Here is a 15,666-nt window from a genome sequence, read left to right on the forward strand (position 1 = left end):
AACATGTAAAATCTTTTACGTAAAGGAGAATGATGATGAAATCCATCAAGAAATTTTTTGCTGTAACAGCTGTTGCTGCTACTGTATTCGCTACTACCCCTGCTACTACTGCTCATGCTGTAGGTTTGAATGAACTCTTCAGCAAAGCAGACGCAGCTTTGAAGACTGTGAAGTCCGTAGAATTGAAAGGTGACTTAGCTGTTGCTTTTGACCAAAACGGGACTAAAGTTAACGTTGCTAACGTGAACTTTGAAACTGAATTAGACGTAGAAAACGTTCAAGGTGAAGGTAAAATTGAAGTTGCGAGCCAATTGTCTCCAAACGCTCAAAAACAAGCTTTCCAAGTGAAAGATGATACCTTATCAACTCAAACTGGTGATAAAGAATGGACTAAGGCAGACTTCTCTGCTCAACGTAACCAATTCAAGACTGCTATCCAAAACGGCTTGCAAGCAGCTTACAAGGACTTAACTCCTGAACAAGAAGCTACTTTAGGTCAATACTTCGAAGTGAAGGAAGACGGCGAAGACTATGTTTACGCCCTCAAACAAGGTATCGACGGGAAGAAATTCTTCGAAGATAACAAAGAAACCTTCGCTCGCCTTAAAGAACAAGTCTTGAAACAAGCAGAAGCGAACGGTCAATCTGTATCTGATCAACAAAAAGCAACCTACGACAAGCTCTTCAGTGCAGAAACCATGGAAAAATTCTTTGCATCAAACCCTAAAGTAGAAGTTCGTTACAACAAATCTACTTTCTTAGTATCTAAGGTGACTCTTGATGTAAACTTGAACCCTGCTGACTTCTTGCCAGCTCAATCAGCTCAAGGCGCACCAGGTAAAGTATCTGTACAAGCTAACTTAGAAGCTAAAGACTACAACCAACCAATCGAATTAGAAAACCACTAATCCGTCATAAAAGCACCCTTAGGGGTGCTTTTTTAATGGCTTTTTGACTGCAGAAAAAGAAAAAACGAAAGGAATTCTACTTTTGTCTAACTTTTTGTGCGTAAAGACTTGAAGTCTGGCTCTTAAAGTGTTAGCATAATATTATCAGGTGCTTGCCTAGTCAAAACCTGGAATGTAACTGCGACTAAGAGGAGGAATGAAAATGAAAAAATTAGTCAAAGTATTAGTTGTTCTCTTGGCTTTCTTTAGCCAATTACCTTTCGCTGCAGCTCAAGATGCCGCCCCATCTTTCGTTGATTTGGTGACACAAGCCAATGAAGCAGCACTCAAGTTGGAGACTTTCCACTTGGAATCTAGCCTGTCCGTTATTGGTACTACTAAGACTACACCACGTAGTTTAACGGCTAACCTAACAGGTGACGTGGATGTTAAGAATGCTGAGCTCCAAGGTTCACTTGATTTACAATTGCCACCAACCACCAATGGCCAATTTGAGGCAGTGGTAAAAGGTGCCAAAGCCTTCTTCCGTGAAGGAGGCAATGACTGGCATGTATCAGATGTTTCCGTCAACAAACAAGAATTCCAAAAAGCTTATGCCAAGTTTTTAGAAGTAGCTAAGACAAATTCTGAGTTAGACAAAGAATTTAACACAGCTCTTTCTGAATTATTCAATGTAGAGGCAAAGGATGACGAGTATCAACTTTCCCTCAAACAAAACATTGACGGTGCTAAGTTCTATCAAGATCACGAAGCTCTCTTCAAGAAATTACAACAAGCGGCTTTAGACCAAGCTAAACAAGCAGGTCAAAACGTTAGCGAAGATAGCTTCAGCAAGGTTTTCACTGCTGATAACTTCAAGAAGTTCTTCGAATTGAACCCTAGCTTGGTAGTAAGCTATGATAAAGAAACTCACTTCGTCAAAGCTTTCAACCTTGTCCTTCATGTAGACGTGGCTCAAGTAAATCCTAAATTGGCTGAGGGCGACGACGCACCACAAACAGTGGATGTTACTTTCTCTGTGACTGTAAGCAACCACAACCAACCAGTTGATATCAAGGAACCTGAAGCAGGGGCTGGCAATGCTAATTCCGCTTCATCTTCTGAAGAATAAGCAAGCTAGAAGGCTAGGACTTGGTCCTAGCTTTTTTCTTGTCTAGCATTTATTTTAGCGTCAAAAGTGCTCAGGATTGCTTGTCCTCTAAGCCTTAAGGTATAATGAAGGGGTAGATGAATCCTGGAGGGATAATATGAATATCAAAGCAATTGCCAAGGAAGTCTTAGAATTCTTGGTTTACTTAATCATTATGGTAGCGGCGGTTTTCGCCTTGCGTCATTTTGTGGTGGAGTCTTTTCGTGTGGATGGTCATTCCATGGACTATACCTTACAACATGATGAACGCCTCTTTATGTGGAAACTAGCCAAAATTGAACGCTTCGACGTGGTGGTTATTAAGGCGCCGAGCGACCCTAGCAAACGCTATATCAAGCGTGTCATTGGCGTGCCAGGTGACACCATTGAAGTACGCGACGACAAACTTTACCTCAATGGCGTCGCTACTGACGAGCCTTACTTAGCCGAGAAGGTTAAGGAATACCAGGCAGCCAATCCAAATGGCAACTTCACGCAAAACTTCACCCTAGCACAAGTAGCCGGGGCTAGCACAGTGCCAGAAGGTAAATACTTCGTCTTAGGTGACAACCGTCAGAACTCCCTGGACGGTCGTTCCTTTGGCTTTATTGATGCCAACACGGTTGAAGGGGAAGCCGATGTCAGCTATTGGCCTTTAAATCGCCTAGGCTTCTTGCAAAAGTATAAATTAAATGATGCGGGACAAATTGTGAACCGCTAAGTGAGTCAGGTCCAGGGACGCCAGTCCCGGACCTTTTTTGATGCCAGAAGCCAGTCGAAGACAGCTTGACAAAGGACCTAAAAATGCGTATATTTATAGCTGTAAATAGACTAGTACAGTCCCTATGGTTTTAGAGAGTGCGTCCTTGGCTGGAAGATGCATACCCTCTGGCGGATTGGAACCTACTATTGAATAGAACAAGTGGGTTGGCCTCCTTATCGGCTATAAGTTGGCCGGCGCCTATGTCGGCAAACAAGGTGGTACCGCGGAGTGACTGTGCTTCGTCCTTGATTAAGGATGGAGCACAGTCACGATTTTTTGTAAGGAGGTTTACCAGATGGTAACAAGACAAGAAGATTTCTCAAAATGGTATTTACAAACCATTCAACAAGCGGATTTAATGGACTACTCGCCAGTGCGGGGCTGTATGATTTTTAAGCCAGACGGCTATGAAATCTGGGAACATATCCAAAAAGCGATGGATGCTCGTTTCAAGGAAGAAGGCATCCGTAACGCCTACTTCCCAATGTTAATTCCTGAGTCTTTCTTCAACAAGGAGAAGGATCACATCGAAGGCTTTAGCCCAGAATTACCATGGGTAACGGAAGCAGCCGGTGAGAAATTAGAAGAACGTTTGGCCTTACGTCCAACTTCTGAAACCATTATTGGGGATGCCTTCTCCAACTGGATCCAGTCCTACCGTGACCTACCACTCGAAATCAACCAATGGGCTAACGTGTTCCGTTGGGAGAAGAAGACCTTACCATTCTTGCGGACCTCTGAGTTCCTCTGGCAAGAAGGCCATACAGCCCACGCCGACGGTCAAGAAGCCTTGGACCGTACTATGCGTATGCTCCAAATCTATAAGGAAGTCGTGGAAGGTGTCTTGGCTGTGCCAGTAGTAGACGGTGAGAAAACACCTTCTGAGCGCTTTGCCGGGGCTGTTAGCACCTTCTCCATTGAAGCTATGATGCAAGACGGTAAAGCTGTTCAAGCCGGGACTTCCCACTACATGGGGACCAAGTTTGCGGAGGCTTTCGACATTCGTTACCTCAATACAGATAACGAGCACGTTTATGCTCGCACCAGCTCCTTCGGTGTATCTACCCGCTTGATTGGGGCTATGATTATGACTCACGGCGACGACAAGGGCTTGGTCTTGCCACCAGCAGTTGCGCCAACTCAAGTAGTCTTCGTTCCTGTAGGTCCATGGCAAAAGAACCCAGCCATTCTGGACAAAATCCATGAATTACAGGCACAACTTAAAGCAGCAGGTATCCGTTGCCGCCTAGACGACAGCAACAACTCGCCAGGTTTCAAATTCAATGAATGGGAACTTCGTGGGGTGCCAGTTCGGATTGAGTGTGGTCCACGCGACTTAGAAAATGCGCAAGTCATGATGAAGGCTCGCGACTTAGATGACAAAGTAGCCGTACCATTTGACAACTTCTTGGCTAGCGTTCAAGCGGAATTGGCTGGCATGCAAGGGCGACTCTTAGAAAAGGCGCGCCAAATGAACCAAGCCAACTACTATACAGACATCAATAGCTTAGACGAGCTCAAGGCCCACATCGAAAGCAAGCGAGCAGCTGGCCAAGTGCCTGGTTGGGTGTTAGCAGGTTGGGACGGCACCGAAGAGAGCGAAGCCAAGATTAAGGAAGAAACAGGCTTCACCACGCGTAACATTCCATTTGCAGGTCAAGTACCAGAGAAAGCAACCTGTATCGTGACAGGCCAACCGGCTAAACACACCGTATGGTTGGCGCGGGCCTACTAAGAAAGAAGGAAGCTAAGATGGAGGCTAAGTTTTGCCGCGAATCGCGAGCGGTGCAAACCCACCGTATCCTACCTTTCCATTGTAATATGCACCAGACTCTTTATGGCGGTCAGCTCATGGAATTCATTGATAACTGTGCCAGTATCACAGTGTCTCGCCATACGCGTAGTCTCTGCGTGACGGCCTCAATGGACCAGCTCAACTTTATCCGGCCTCTGCACTTGTCTGACTCCGTCTGTGTGGAAACCATTGTCACAGGTACCGGCCGTACCTCGGTCGAAGTCTTTGCCAAGGTAGTAGGGGAACGACTTGAGACGGGGGAACGTTATTTAGCAGCGACGGCCTTCTTGACCTTTGTGGCCATCGATGAGACGGGGGCTTCGGTTGAGGTCGCCCCTATTCAGCCAGAGGTTTCAGAGGAAATCTTCGTCTGCGCCGGTTACCCTGAACGCCAGGCCAAACGCATGGCCGAACGCCAAGCATCGGCTCAATTCCAGTCAGGCCTCAACTTGGATTTTCCCTGGGATATCCACTAAGGCCTGTCTGACGCCAGGTGCTAGCTTTTCTAGCTAAGGACCAAATTTATTCTTTACATTTGGCAGAGAATTAGGTATGATATTAGTGTTGCACCGAGTGCAGACAAATAACTCTAGACTAGCAAATAGCCTAGGGCAGAAAGGAAGTTCATAAATGAGACCAGATATTCATCCAAACTACCAACCAGTTGTCTTCATGGACACTACTACTGGTTACAAATTCTTGTCAGGTTCAACGAAAACTTCTAACGAAACGGTTGAGTGGGAAGATGGCAACACTTACCCATTAATCCGCGTGGAAATTTCGTCTGATTCACATCCATTCTACACTGGGCGTCAAAAATTCACCCAAGCAGATGGTCGTGTGGACCGCTTCAACAAGAAGTACGGCTTCAACAAATAAGCCACTATTCTATCCACAGAAGACTAAGAGCCCCTCGGGGCTCTTTTTTGATTTTACTTAACAATCTTTCGCAAAGCGTGACAAGACAAGGTTTTTGGCTTATAATAGAGGACGAGACTAAAATTCGAAAGGATGTTTTTTTATGAGTACATTATGGACTGTTTTAGGGATTATTGCTGGGATTGTGGTCCTATTAGTAGTCTTCTGGGCATCTGTCTACAACCGTTTAGTTCGTTTACGTAACTGGTCTGAAGAGAGCTTCAGCCAAGTAGACGTGCAACTCCAACGTCGTAACGACTTAATTCCAAACTTAGTGGAAACAGTCAAAGGTTACTCTAAACACGAGAGTGAAACCTTAGATGCCGTAGTGAAGGCACGTCAACAAATCGTCAACTTGCCAATGGATGCAACACCTGAGCAAAAGAACGAATTATCAAACCAATTGACAGGCGCTTTATCACGTTTATTGGCTGTAGCAGAAGCTTATCCTGAGCTCAAAGCTAACCAAAACTACTTAGACTTACAACGCAGCTTGGAAGAAACCGAAGACTTGATTGCCAAAGCACGTCAAATCTACAACTCAAGCATTGGCCAATACAATACTGGGATCCAAACCTTCCCTAACAGCTTGGTAGCTGGCTTAAGTGGCTTTGCACCAAAGGCTTACCTACAAGCACCAGCTGAAGCGAAAGAAGCACCAAAAGTAAGCTTCTAAGTCTAAACTTGCTCCCATTATATTATTGACTTACTAGCTAGCATGGAAAGGAGGCATGAGATGAAACGGGTTAACCTCTATGTGCATTATGACTCGGTTACCAACTATATGATGACCCGGGCCCTAAGTCTGACTAGTGACGACTTTAGTGCACAGAATTTACCTAATAACTTGATTTTGGCAGAAGCACCGGCTAATTTTGGTCGCTTTGATGTGCAGACCAACTTCAAGATTTTGCGGGGACGGTCAGAAGTCTTACGGTATATGGAGACAGTCCAAGCCCAGAAGCTGCGGATGTCTAACTGGATTGACTTCGAATCCATTGAACTCATGCATCAATTGACTCCTCAGGAAATTGCGGAATTGCTTTACCTCTTCCACTCTTCCAATGTCCTGCGCTCAGCTTTCTTCTATAAGTTGCAGAACAACTTTGTCTATCTCACTTTACCTAATGGGCTCAACAAGCTCTTCTATCGGCATATTCAAGACTTCTACCCGCGCTTCGCTCGGAATATGACCGAACGCATGACGGAGCTAGTCAATGAGAATAAGAATCTTTTCTTCTCTAAGCGTCAGACCGTATCTCTTTTGCCTGCGCACGTAGCTGAGGAATTGGCTCCCTTATTTGCTAATGGTATTAAAGTAGACTTTGTGCAAGCTCACTACCTAAATGGAAAATGGTTAGTTCCCCTATTTGTCATTGAAGATGAATTGACCTTGCTCTCCCAGAATCAGAATTTGGCTGAGCAGATTGGGGAGATTGTCTATGATACTAGTGCCAGCCATTGGCGCCTAGTATTGAATATCTAAAATTGATGGAGGAACTTTACATGAAAATCGTCTTACTCTATGGTGGGCAGAGTGCTGAACATGATATTTCCTTGATTTCAGCACATAATATTATGCAGTCCATCATGTACAATTACTATGAAGTACAACCAGTTTATATTACCAAGCAAGGAGACTGGCTCAAGGGGGCGCCTTTATCAGGTCCGCTTAGCCACTCTAATCAACTTGCCCTAAGTGCTGGTCCGCAAGCACGTTGGGCTGAGGGGCCAGAGGGTCAATCAGTCGGGACCTTAATTCAACCAGGCGACATTAGGGAAGCAGACACCATTGTCTTTCCTGTCTTACATGGTCCTAACGGTGAAGATGGGACCATCCAAGGCTTCTTGGAAGTCTTGGGTATGCCTTATGTCGGGGCTGGCGTGACTGCTAGCGCCTGCGGTATGGACAAGGTCATTTCCAAACAACTTTTCCACCAAGCTGGCTTACCACAAGTGCCATACGTGGCCTTCGATTCTCGCGAATGGGCTCAGGCGCCTGAGGAATGGATGAATCGCTGTGAGGGCAACTTGCTCTATCCACTCTTTGTAAAGCCTGCTAATATGGGCTCCAGCGTGGGGATTTCTAAGGCTACCACGACCGAAGAGTTACGTGCAGCCGTAGAAAAAGCCCTGCAATTTGACCGCCGTATCGTGGTGGAACAAGGGATTTCTGCCCAAGAATGCGAAGTAGCAGTTCTAGGCAACGATGATGCGCATGCTAGTGTGGTCGGCCGTCTGGTCAAGACTGCTGATTTCTATGACTACGATGAAAAGTATGTCAACAACACAGTTGAAATGGAGATTCCGGCTCAATTGCCAGACGCCATTAGTGACAAGATTCAAGAATATGCCCTACGTGCCTACCGCGCATTGGATGGCAAGGGCTTGTCACGGGTTGACTTCTTTGTGACGGCTAGCCACGATATCTATATCAACGAAATCAACACCATGCCAGGCTTTACGCCTTACAGTATGTATCCTTGTCTTTGGGAAGCGACTGGGCTTAATACCCGCGATCTGATTGAAGAACTCTTGCAGTTAGCGCTTAAGAGTTTCGAAGATAAGCAAGCTTATAAACAAGTAAGTCGTTAAAGACAAAACCACATGGCAGATGCCGTGTGGTTTTCTTTGTCGCACAAAAACTTTATCAGAAAGGAAGTTAGCTGTGTCAGTCACTGCCAAACGCGTTTCCAACTACGAGTTATTTTATGACTTGGTCTTTGTCATGGCCACTTCGTCTATGGTGGGCATGTTCCATCACGTTGGGGAGCACTCGCCTATTGGAGCTTTAGATATCATCCAATTTGTGGTGGTCAACATTAGTTTCTGGAGCCTATGGTTTACTCAAAATATCTATATGAATAAGTACAGTCGCAGGGACCGTAATGATATTTACTCCCTGATTCTGTCCATGTTAGTCATCGGTAATCTGGCCATCAACTTGCATGCTGAATGGCGCACGACTATCCTTAATTTTAATGGGCTGAGTCTCCCAACATATTTTGTATTTAATGGCTTATTAATCCTAGCTTATGCCATTATTTTGCTTCAGTACTGGCTGCATGGTCGCCGCTATAAGGCTTGCACGCCAGATATGGCAATGCAAATGCGTCTGATAGTCTTCGTAATCGTCATTCTCTTATTGACTTTGCCGCTTATCGCAGTGCTTCCTGTTGAGATGGGAGTCTATGTTTATGGGCTAGCCTATCTCTTGATTGTAGGGGTGCCTCTATGGATTGAGCGCTATAACAATCATGATGCCATGAACTTTCCCCATTTGGTTGAGCGGATGCAGCTGATTACGATTCTGACCTTTGGGGAAGCTGTTATTAGTGTAATTCGAACTTTCCCTCTGAGTCAGAATGTCTGGCTAGCGCTTGTGACCTTTGCCTGTCTGGGGGCAGCCTTTATTAATTATGTCTCACAAACGGCCATTTCCTTGGAACATAACCAAAAGAATAGTCCAACCCTTTTAATTTCTGCTCATCTAGTACTCTTAATGGGACTCAATATGTTTACGGTTGGAATTGAGCTAACAACAAGTGATTTAGCCTATTTGACTAGCCCCTTCTTAGTCTTGCTAGGCCTGGTGATTTATCATCTTTGCCTACTCTTAACCGCTCGCTATAACAAAGAAGAGCTGCGTTTGACCCGGCGCTTGCTATTACAATATGTAGGGTTATTGGCTCTAGGCGTAGGCTTGGCTTGGTACTTCCGGGACAGCATTTGGATCTTCTTCTCTGTTATTGCCCTTATGGAGTATGCCATGATGCGTGTGGGTTATCTTCATAGACGAGACTGGATTCGTCAAAACCTCAAATTCTAATGAGAAAAGCGAAGTGCAGAAGCACTTCGCTTTTTCTTAGGCATTGAGGGCCTGAATAATGTCTGCGATTAAATCTTGCGGGTCTTCAATCCCTACGGATACCCGTAATAAGTCAGCTGTTAAACCATAAGACTCGCGGATGTCTTGCGGGATGTCAGCATGGGTTTGGGTGGTTGGGTAGGTGATGAAGCTCTCGACACCTCCCAGGCTTTCGGCGAAGGTAAAGACTTTGAGAGCGCGTAAGAAGCTGTCTACCTTGCTGGCATCTTGAATCTTAATGGACATCATGGCGCCGCGACCAGGGTAGAGGACTTCTTTGATTTGAGGGTGTTGGCTTAGGGCTTGGGCTAGGGCCTGAGCATTGGCTTCTTGCCGGTCTAGTCGCAGGGACAGGGTTTTAAGTGAGCGGATAAAGAGCCAACAGTCAAAAGGTGACAAGGTTGGGCCTGTTGTGTTGGACAACCAGACTAGTTGCTCGCCCAAGCTAGCATCCTTGGTCACCACCACACCAGCCAAGATGTCGTTATGGCCAGTCAGGTATTTGGTGCCTGAATGAATGACTAGGTCAGCCCCTAATTCTAGGGGACGTTGACGTAGGGGCGTCAAGAAGGTGTTGTCCACGATAAGGCGTGTTTGGTGGTGTTGACAGAGTTGGGCCACAGCCGCCAAATCAATTTCCTGCATTAGCGGGTTGGTAGGTGTCTCGACGAAGACAGCAGCTACTTGATCGCTAATTAAGGAGGTCAAGTCTTCAAAATCTTGGAAATAAGTAAATTGATAGAAGCCTTGCGCTTGGAGCTTATCGAAGTAGCGGAAGCTGCCCCCATATACGTCTCGTGTTACCAGGAATTGACTGCCAGCTGGGAAGAGGCCCAGGACTAGCTGGATGGCACTCATACCAGAAGAGGTCACCACTGCTTGGGCGCCACCTTCAAGGGCAGCCAGGCCTTCTTCTAAGACCGTACGAGTGGGGTTTTTGGTTCGGGTATAGTCAAAGCCTGTACTTTGGCCCAAACCTGGATGGGCGTAGGCGGTAGACAGGTGAATAGGCAGGGAGACTGCGCCAGTCTGTTGGTCTTGTCGGTTGCCCAGTTGGGCTAGTTGAGTGTCACGATGGGTCATCAGGGTCAACTCCTTTATGGATTAATAGGTCAAAGAAAAAGCCCGACGCACAGGAAAAGGCCTGCGCGCCGGGACGAATCTTCGTGGTACCACCCGATTTTGTACTTGCCTCACAGCAAGCACCTTGGTAAGTCTAAGACTTGGCAGTAACGTTGCGAACGTCTCACTGGCTGAAAAACAGTGAAATTCTCAGAGGTCATCTTGGGTCAAGGTGGCCACCCCTTTGCAGCAACTAGGGCTCTCTATAGACCGTGGCTTGACTTACTCATCTCGTCATCGAAGTAGTATTTGCCTCAGTGTAACACGAAAGCAGAAGCCTGTCAACAGAGCCATTTTGTCCTGAGTCGACTAATATGACTGTCATGGGCTTTAATCATATTATTACCTCTCGGTGGCAATTCTTGACCTTGAACCACTAGGGGCTATCCAGTATAATAGAGACTATATTGGTGACCAATTGGACTGAAAGGGAGGAACTATAATGGCGCAAAAAAATACAAAAAAATCTTGGGTTTTGCTTCAGCTAGGCTATTTAGTCTTGTGTCTTTTAGTCGGCGCTGCAGTTGGCTTGCTGATTGGGCACTTCTTCGGTTCTTCACTGGCCAATCAGATACGTCATGTGTCCATTACCTATTTGCTGGCGACCTTTATAGTGAGCACGATTTTACATATTATTATTCATGAAGGGGGCCACTTGCTTGGTGGCCTGCTGACGGGTTATAAATTTGTTAGTTTCCGGGTCATGGATTTAAAATTAGAAAAAACAGAGTCAGGTGGCTTTAAGTTTCGCTGGCAACATGTGGCCGGAACAGGTGGCCAGTGTTTGATGCGCCCACCACGCTATCAAAGTCAACATTTTCCCTTTAGGCTCTACTTAGCGGGTGGATTTCTGGCCAATATTTTGACTAGTGTCTTGGCCTATTGGCTCTGGCCTAATATCTATGTCTTTGTCTTTGCTAGTCTAGGGGTTTTAATGGGCCTGACTAACGCCATTCCCATGAGTTTTAATGATGGCAAAAACTTACTTTTATTGAGCAAAAGTGAATTAAACCGACTGGTCTTCTTCCTAATGTTAGAAGATAATTACTGGGCCAATCGTGGTAAGTCTTATGATGAGAAATATCGCTATCTACGGCGTGTTACTATTAATGAGACGAACTTCTTGACTGATGCTACGATTTTTTATGACTTAGAGCAACTAGTGGATCAGGGTCAGTTCGAAGAAGTCTATATCCTGGCTAAGAAAATCTACCAGGAACGGGAGGATATGGTGACGCCCTATCGTCAGGAAATCTTGCGTCTCTTACTTTTTGCGGCTAGCCTGCAACATCCGGAAGACCCCCTGATTACGACCTTACTGGAAGATCCACTCTTAGTGGCCATGCTGAAAACCAAGCGACCAGAAAATTCAACGGCCCAGGCCGCCTATCACTGGCGGGTCAAGGGTGATGTGGTAACGGCTCTGGAGCATTTGGCGCAAGCTAAGAAACGACTACCTCGTGCCCATAATCTTAGAGCCCAGGAGCAGGAAGCTCGCATTATTGATTACCTGGAAGAGAAAATCCAGGCAGAACAAACCAGCAATAATTAAGAACCTCAAGAATCGGCTACTAAACCGATTCTTGAGGTTTTTGGTTAAGTCAGAATACAGGACTAAAAAAACGGACGTTTACATATAGTAGGCGCTTTTTGTTCGGAAAAGCTTTACTTTGAGCAGGATAATCGCTATATTTAGATTAAACAATTTGAAAGGAGTGACAGTATGAACTGGTTCATATTAATTGGTATTGTTATTATTGTCCTTGGTTTTTCGCTTAAGTTGGATACCATGGCGGTCTTAATTGTAGCAGCCCTATCCACAGCCTTGGTGGCTGGTATTAACTGGCAAGAGGCGCTAATTCTCTTGGGGGAGAACTTCGTCAAGAACCGTTTGGTCACCATCTTCTTGATTCCAATTCCTATGATTGCTATGGTAGAGCGCTTCGGCCTGCGTCAACAAGCCCAGCATCTGATTAGTAAGCTCAAGGGCTTGACGGCACCTATTTTGCTTTATACCTATGTCTTGATTCGTGAGGTGTCCCTAGCCTTCCATATCCCTCTGGGTGGACATGTTCAGTTCGTTCGCCCCTTGATTTATCCTATGACCGACGCCACTGTGCGAGAAAAATGCGGCGATGATTTAAGCGATGAGGAGGTTGACGCTATTAAGGGTAAATGTGCGGCCGTAGAAAATATCGCCAACTTCTACTCTCAAAATATCTTTGTCGGTTCTTCAGGGGTCTTGCTGATTATTTCTACTTTAACTGAAGCAGGTTATGATGCGGCGGCAACAGATGTTGCCAACACAGCTCTGACTGTAGGGATTGCTAGCTTAATCGTGGTAGCACTCTATATGGCATACTGGCAGCAAAGTCTGAATAGAAGGGGGAGAAAATAATGGAAATCACTGCAGTACGTGATCTGATTTTAGAATTCGCTTATTACATTGCGGGGGTAATCTTCTTCCTGTCAGCCTTCTATGTTTATCGCTCAGATAGTAAGACTCGATTGGGGGCTACCATCTTCTGGAGTCTCTTAGGGGTTATTTTTGCCTTTGGGTCTTACTTGCCACCATTTATAGTAGGGGTTCTGTTAGTAGTCATGGCGATTTTAACTGTGACTAAGCAAGTGACTACTCCTAGTCTTCATACGGTGTCCGATGCTGTGAAGGAGGAACGTGCTAAGCGCTATGGCTTATGGATTTTCTTGCCTTCTCTGACCTTGGCCTTAGTTGCCGTCTTGTTAGTTTACAATGTTAAAGGTTTAGGGGGGCAGGCGCCTTTAGTAATTGGGGGCTTAATTTCCTTGGCGGTTGCTTTGATTATGTTACGTCCTAAGCCAAAAGAAGTCTATGATGGGACCACTCAGATGACGCTACAAATGGGAGTAACCATTATTCTGCCTCAATTACTTGCTGCTCTGGGGGTTATCTTTACCAAGGCGCAAGTCGGGACCTTGATTTCAACAGCTGTAGCCTCAGTGGTGCCAGCGGAGAATCGTTTGTTAGGTGTAGTAGCCTATGTTTTAGGGATGGTAATTTTCACCATGATTATGGGGAATGCCTTCGCAGCCTTCACAGTAATTACGGCAGGTATTGGGATTCCGTTTGTTTTCGCTTTGGGAGCTAATCCGGTGGTAGCCGGCACCTTAGCTATGACAGCGGGCTATTGTGGGACCTTGATGACACCGATGGCAGCCAATTTTAACTCTATGCCTGCTTCTCTCTTAGAAATGAAAGACCCGAATGGCGTCATCAAGCAGCAAATTCCTGTTGCGCTTGTCATGATTGTCTTGCACATTGCCTTGATTTACTTTATGGCATATTAGAATAGGAGATGAACTTATGAAAATTTTAGTAACAGGTTTCGATCCTTTTGGCGGAGAAGCCATTAACCCCGCCTGGGAAGCCGTTAGTCGCTTACCTAAGGAAATTGAGGGTGCTGAGATTGTGACGGTTCAGATTCCGACCGTTTTTGGTGATTCGGCTAAGCGTCTCTTTGAAGCGGTAGAACAGCAGCAGCCTGATGCGGTAGTCTGCGTCGGTCAAGCGGGTGGCCGCTTTGGTATTACGCCTGAACGGGTGGCCATTAACGTGGATGATGCACGGATTGCGGATAACAAGGGCCAACAACCTCTGGATACAGTCATTCAAGCTGACGGGGCGCCAGCCTACTTTACGACCTTGCCGGTTAAGGCCATGGTAGAGGCAGTTAAGGCAGCGGGCTTGCCTGCTAGCTTATCTAACACGGCTGGGACCTTTGTCTGCAACCATATTATGTATCAGAATCTCTATTATCTGGCTAAGCATCATCCTAATACTCAAGGGGGCTTCATTCATGTCCCTTATGTGACGGAACAAGTGGTAGACAAGCCGGGGCAAGCCTCTATGGCTTTAGCTGATATTGTTAAGGGCTTGACGGTCTGCTTAGAGACCCTTGTGGCCTACCAGGGCAAGACGGATGCTCGACTTGTGGGCGGCGAAACCCATTAATAACAAATAAAACTGAAGCCAAACCAGGGGTTAGGCTTCAGTTTTTTTGTCTGAACTTGCTTCTGTTTCCTTAATGATATAAATTGGACGCCGTTTGGTTTCCATAAAGATTTTACCGATATAGTTACCGATAATCCCTAAAGACAGGAGTTGGATACCTGAGAAGAAGAGGATGATGGAGACAATCGAAGGCCAACCAGCCACTCGGTCGCCGAAGAGAAGGGCTCGTACGATAATAACAACTAAGAAAAAGGCTGAAATTAGGCAGGTGATGGTCCCCATAATGGAGGCTAAGGTCAGAGGGGCATCGGAGAAGTTAATAATGCCATCAATGGAGTAACGTAGCAATTGGAAGAAGTTCCAACTAGTTTGACCCGCTACCCGGTCGCGGTTCTCAAATTCTAGGTAGACCGTATCGAAGCCTACCCAGCTGAACAAGCCTTTGGAGAAGCGATTGTACTCGGATAACTCCAAGATGGCATCGACCATTTGGCGAGTCATTAGGCGATAGTCGCGGGCCCCATCTACGATTTCGGTCTGGCTAATGCGATTGATGATTTTGTAGAAGAGACGGGCGAAAAAACTACGAATGGGTGGCTCACCCTTGCGGGTAGTTCGTCTAGTCCCAACGCAGTCTACCTCTTTGCTTTGGATAAGTTCAAACATCTGTGGAAGTAGCTCCGGTGGATCTTGTAGGTCAGCATCCATTAAGGTGATGTAGTCACCACGACAGGCTTTGAGTCCAGCAAAAATGGCGGCTTCTTTACCGAAATTACGAGAAAAGGAGAGGTATCTCACTCTGTCAGGATGCTTTTGATGTAAGTTACGTAGGACAGTTAGGGTCTCATCCTTTGAGCCGTCGTTAACAAAAATATATTCTGTTTGGCAGCCAAGGCCTGTGATCACTTCTTCGGTCGCAGCAAAGAAATATGGGATGGCATCTGCTTCGTTGTAGCAGGGCACAATAATAGATAACATGCTGATTCCTCCTATCCTATCTCGTGATTATTATAGCACAGAGACCTTACTAATGCGAGGTTTGTGGCGAAAGCCAGCGCCTGGTCCTTGTATCAAGTGATGACAAAAATGCCTGAGGAGAAATTATCTTAGCTCAAATGAAATAGCTTACAAACAGTTCAAAATATGCTAAAATAAAGTTGGCATCCATTCGA

16 protein-coding genes are annotated in these 15,666 nt (G+C 45.8%); 14 read left to right on the top strand and 2 right to left on the bottom strand.

Annotated features, from left to right (window positions below; all coding sequences use genetic code 11):
• Window positions 1–35 precede the first annotated feature (35 nt).
• The 10 genes from RWO08_RS05495 to RWO08_RS05540 all read left to right on the top strand — a co-directional run bounded on the left by RWO08_RS05495 (window position 36) and on the right by RWO08_RS05540 (window position 9,342).
• The gene (locus tag RWO08_RS05495) at window positions 36–908 is read left to right on the top strand and encodes a hypothetical protein (protein ID WP_314211450.1); all 873 of its coding nucleotides are present in this window, start codon (window positions 36–38) and stop codon (window positions 906–908) included.
• Window positions 909–1,110: 202 nt separating this feature from the next.
• On the top strand, window positions 1,111–2,019 hold the full coding sequence (locus tag RWO08_RS05500) for a hypothetical protein (RefSeq protein ID WP_311467382.1): 909 nt from the start codon (window positions 1,111–1,113) through the stop codon (window positions 2,017–2,019).
• 136 nt (window positions 2,020–2,155) lie between these two features.
• Entirely contained in the window at window positions 2,156–2,758 is a 603-nt protein-coding gene (lepB, locus tag RWO08_RS05505) for a signal peptidase I (protein WP_311467381.1), read from the top strand.
• 337 nt (window positions 2,759–3,095) lie between these two features.
• The gene (gene proS, locus RWO08_RS05510) at window positions 3,096–4,535 is read left to right on the top strand and encodes a proline--tRNA ligase (RefSeq protein WP_314211451.1); all 1,440 of its coding nucleotides are present in this window, start codon (window positions 3,096–3,098) and stop codon (window positions 4,533–4,535) included.
• Between the two features lie 17 nt (window positions 4,536–4,552).
• Entirely contained in the window at window positions 4,553–5,071 is a 519-nt protein-coding gene (locus tag RWO08_RS05515; RefSeq protein ID WP_314211452.1) for an acyl-CoA thioesterase, read from the top strand.
• A gap of 154 nt (window positions 5,072–5,225) precedes the next feature.
• Window positions 5,226–5,474 (top strand): type B 50S ribosomal protein L31, encoded by a 249-nt coding sequence (locus RWO08_RS05520; RefSeq protein WP_023391311.1) that lies wholly within the window; start codon window positions 5,226–5,228, stop codon window positions 5,472–5,474.
• A 142-nt stretch (window positions 5,475–5,616) separates the two neighbouring features.
• Window positions 5,617–6,189 (top strand): LemA family protein, encoded by a 573-nt coding sequence (locus RWO08_RS05525; protein WP_070756217.1) that lies wholly within the window; start codon window positions 5,617–5,619, stop codon window positions 6,187–6,189.
• Window positions 6,190–6,249: 60 nt separating this feature from the next.
• Window positions 6,250–6,999, top strand: coding sequence for a hypothetical protein (locus RWO08_RS05530; RefSeq protein ID WP_070756218.1), 750 nt, complete (start codon window positions 6,250–6,252; stop codon window positions 6,997–6,999).
• Between the two features lie 20 nt (window positions 7,000–7,019).
• Window positions 7,020–8,108 (top strand): D-alanine--D-alanine ligase, encoded by a 1,089-nt coding sequence (locus RWO08_RS05535; RefSeq protein ID WP_314211453.1) that lies wholly within the window; start codon window positions 7,020–7,022, stop codon window positions 8,106–8,108.
• 73 nt (window positions 8,109–8,181) lie between these two features.
• Window positions 8,182–9,342, top strand: a complete 1,161-nt coding sequence (locus tag RWO08_RS05540; RefSeq protein ID WP_314211454.1) for a low temperature requirement protein A — start codon at window positions 8,182–8,184, stop codon at window positions 9,340–9,342.
• 36 nt (window positions 9,343–9,378) lie between these two features.
• On the opposite strand, the gene RWO08_RS05545 is transcribed toward RWO08_RS05540, so the two are convergent.
• Window positions 9,379–10,464 carry an aminotransferase class I/II-fold pyridoxal phosphate-dependent enzyme gene (locus RWO08_RS05545; RefSeq protein ID WP_298077901.1) on the bottom strand — a complete coding sequence of 362 codons (1,086 nt, stop codon included), beginning with the start codon at window positions 10,462–10,464 and terminating at the stop codon, window positions 9,379–9,381.
• A gap of 481 nt (window positions 10,465–10,945) precedes the next feature.
• Here RWO08_RS05545 and RWO08_RS05550 point away from each other — a divergent pair, with 481 nt between their 5' ends.
• From RWO08_RS05550 to pcp, 4 genes are all read left to right on the top strand, one after another.
• The gene (locus RWO08_RS05550) at window positions 10,946–12,055 is read left to right on the top strand and encodes a hypothetical protein (protein ID WP_314211455.1); all 1,110 of its coding nucleotides are present in this window, start codon (window positions 10,946–10,948) and stop codon (window positions 12,053–12,055) included.
• Window positions 12,056–12,226: 171 nt separating this feature from the next.
• Entirely contained in the window at window positions 12,227–12,901 is a 675-nt protein-coding gene (locus tag RWO08_RS05555; RefSeq protein ID WP_070756223.1) for a 5-oxoproline transporter, DUF969 family subunit, read from the top strand.
• Between the two features lie 5 nt (window positions 12,902–12,906).
• The gene (locus RWO08_RS05560; protein WP_143227688.1) at window positions 12,907–13,830 is read left to right on the top strand and encodes a DUF979 domain-containing protein; all 924 of its coding nucleotides are present in this window, start codon (window positions 12,907–12,909) and stop codon (window positions 13,828–13,830) included.
• 16 nt (window positions 13,831–13,846) lie between these two features.
• A complete protein-coding gene (gene pcp, locus RWO08_RS05565) occupies window positions 13,847–14,494 on the top strand; it encodes a pyroglutamyl-peptidase I (protein WP_306486189.1) in 648 nt (215 codons plus the stop codon).
• Window positions 14,495–14,524: 30 nt separating this feature from the next.
• Here pcp and RWO08_RS05570 read toward each other — a convergent pair whose 3' ends face one another.
• On the bottom strand, window positions 14,525–15,472 hold the full coding sequence (locus tag RWO08_RS05570; protein ID WP_291427358.1) for a glycosyltransferase family 2 protein: 948 nt from the start codon (window positions 15,470–15,472) through the stop codon (window positions 14,525–14,527).
• Window positions 15,473–15,666 lie beyond the last annotated feature (194 nt).

Origin of the sequence: uncultured Abiotrophia sp. (assembly GCF_963520105.1) — a bacterium.
GTDB lineage: Bacteria > Bacillota > Bacilli > Lactobacillales > Aerococcaceae > Abiotrophia.

What these genes read in the sequence shown, in the direction of transcription:
- RWO08_RS05495 (WP_314211450.1), top strand. Translation starts at nt 36, where the DNA reads ATGAAATCCATCAAGAAATTTTTTGCTGTAACAGCTGTTGCTGCTACT.
- RWO08_RS05500 (WP_311467382.1), top strand. Translation starts at nt 1,111, where the DNA reads ATGAAAAAATTAGTCAAAGTATTAGTTGTTCTCTTGGCTTTCTTTAGC.
- lepB (WP_311467381.1), top strand. Translation starts at nt 2,156, where the DNA reads ATGAATATCAAAGCAATTGCCAAGGAAGTCTTAGAATTCTTGGTTTAC.
- proS (WP_314211451.1), top strand. Translation starts at nt 3,096, where the DNA reads ATGGTAACAAGACAAGAAGATTTCTCAAAATGGTATTTACAAACCATT.
- RWO08_RS05515 (WP_314211452.1), top strand. Translation starts at nt 4,553, where the DNA reads ATGGAGGCTAAGTTTTGCCGCGAATCGCGAGCGGTGCAAACCCACCGT.
- RWO08_RS05520 (WP_023391311.1), top strand. Translation starts at nt 5,226, where the DNA reads ATGAGACCAGATATTCATCCAAACTACCAACCAGTTGTCTTCATGGAC.
- RWO08_RS05525 (WP_070756217.1), top strand. Translation starts at nt 5,617, where the DNA reads ATGAGTACATTATGGACTGTTTTAGGGATTATTGCTGGGATTGTGGTC.
- RWO08_RS05530 (WP_070756218.1), top strand. Translation starts at nt 6,250, where the DNA reads ATGAAACGGGTTAACCTCTATGTGCATTATGACTCGGTTACCAACTAT.
- RWO08_RS05535 (WP_314211453.1), top strand. Translation starts at nt 7,020, where the DNA reads ATGAAAATCGTCTTACTCTATGGTGGGCAGAGTGCTGAACATGATATT.
- RWO08_RS05545 (WP_298077901.1), bottom strand. Translation starts at nt 10,464, where the DNA reads ATGACCCATCGTGACACTCAACTAGCCCAACTGGGCAACCGACAAGAC.
- RWO08_RS05550 (WP_314211455.1), top strand. Translation starts at nt 10,946, where the DNA reads ATGGCGCAAAAAAATACAAAAAAATCTTGGGTTTTGCTTCAGCTAGGC.
- RWO08_RS05555 (WP_070756223.1), top strand. Translation starts at nt 12,227, where the DNA reads ATGAACTGGTTCATATTAATTGGTATTGTTATTATTGTCCTTGGTTTT.
- pcp (WP_306486189.1), top strand. Translation starts at nt 13,847, where the DNA reads ATGAAAATTTTAGTAACAGGTTTCGATCCTTTTGGCGGAGAAGCCATT.
- RWO08_RS05570 (WP_291427358.1), bottom strand. Translation starts at nt 15,472, where the DNA reads ATGTTATCTATTATTGTGCCCTGCTACAACGAAGCAGATGCCATCCCA.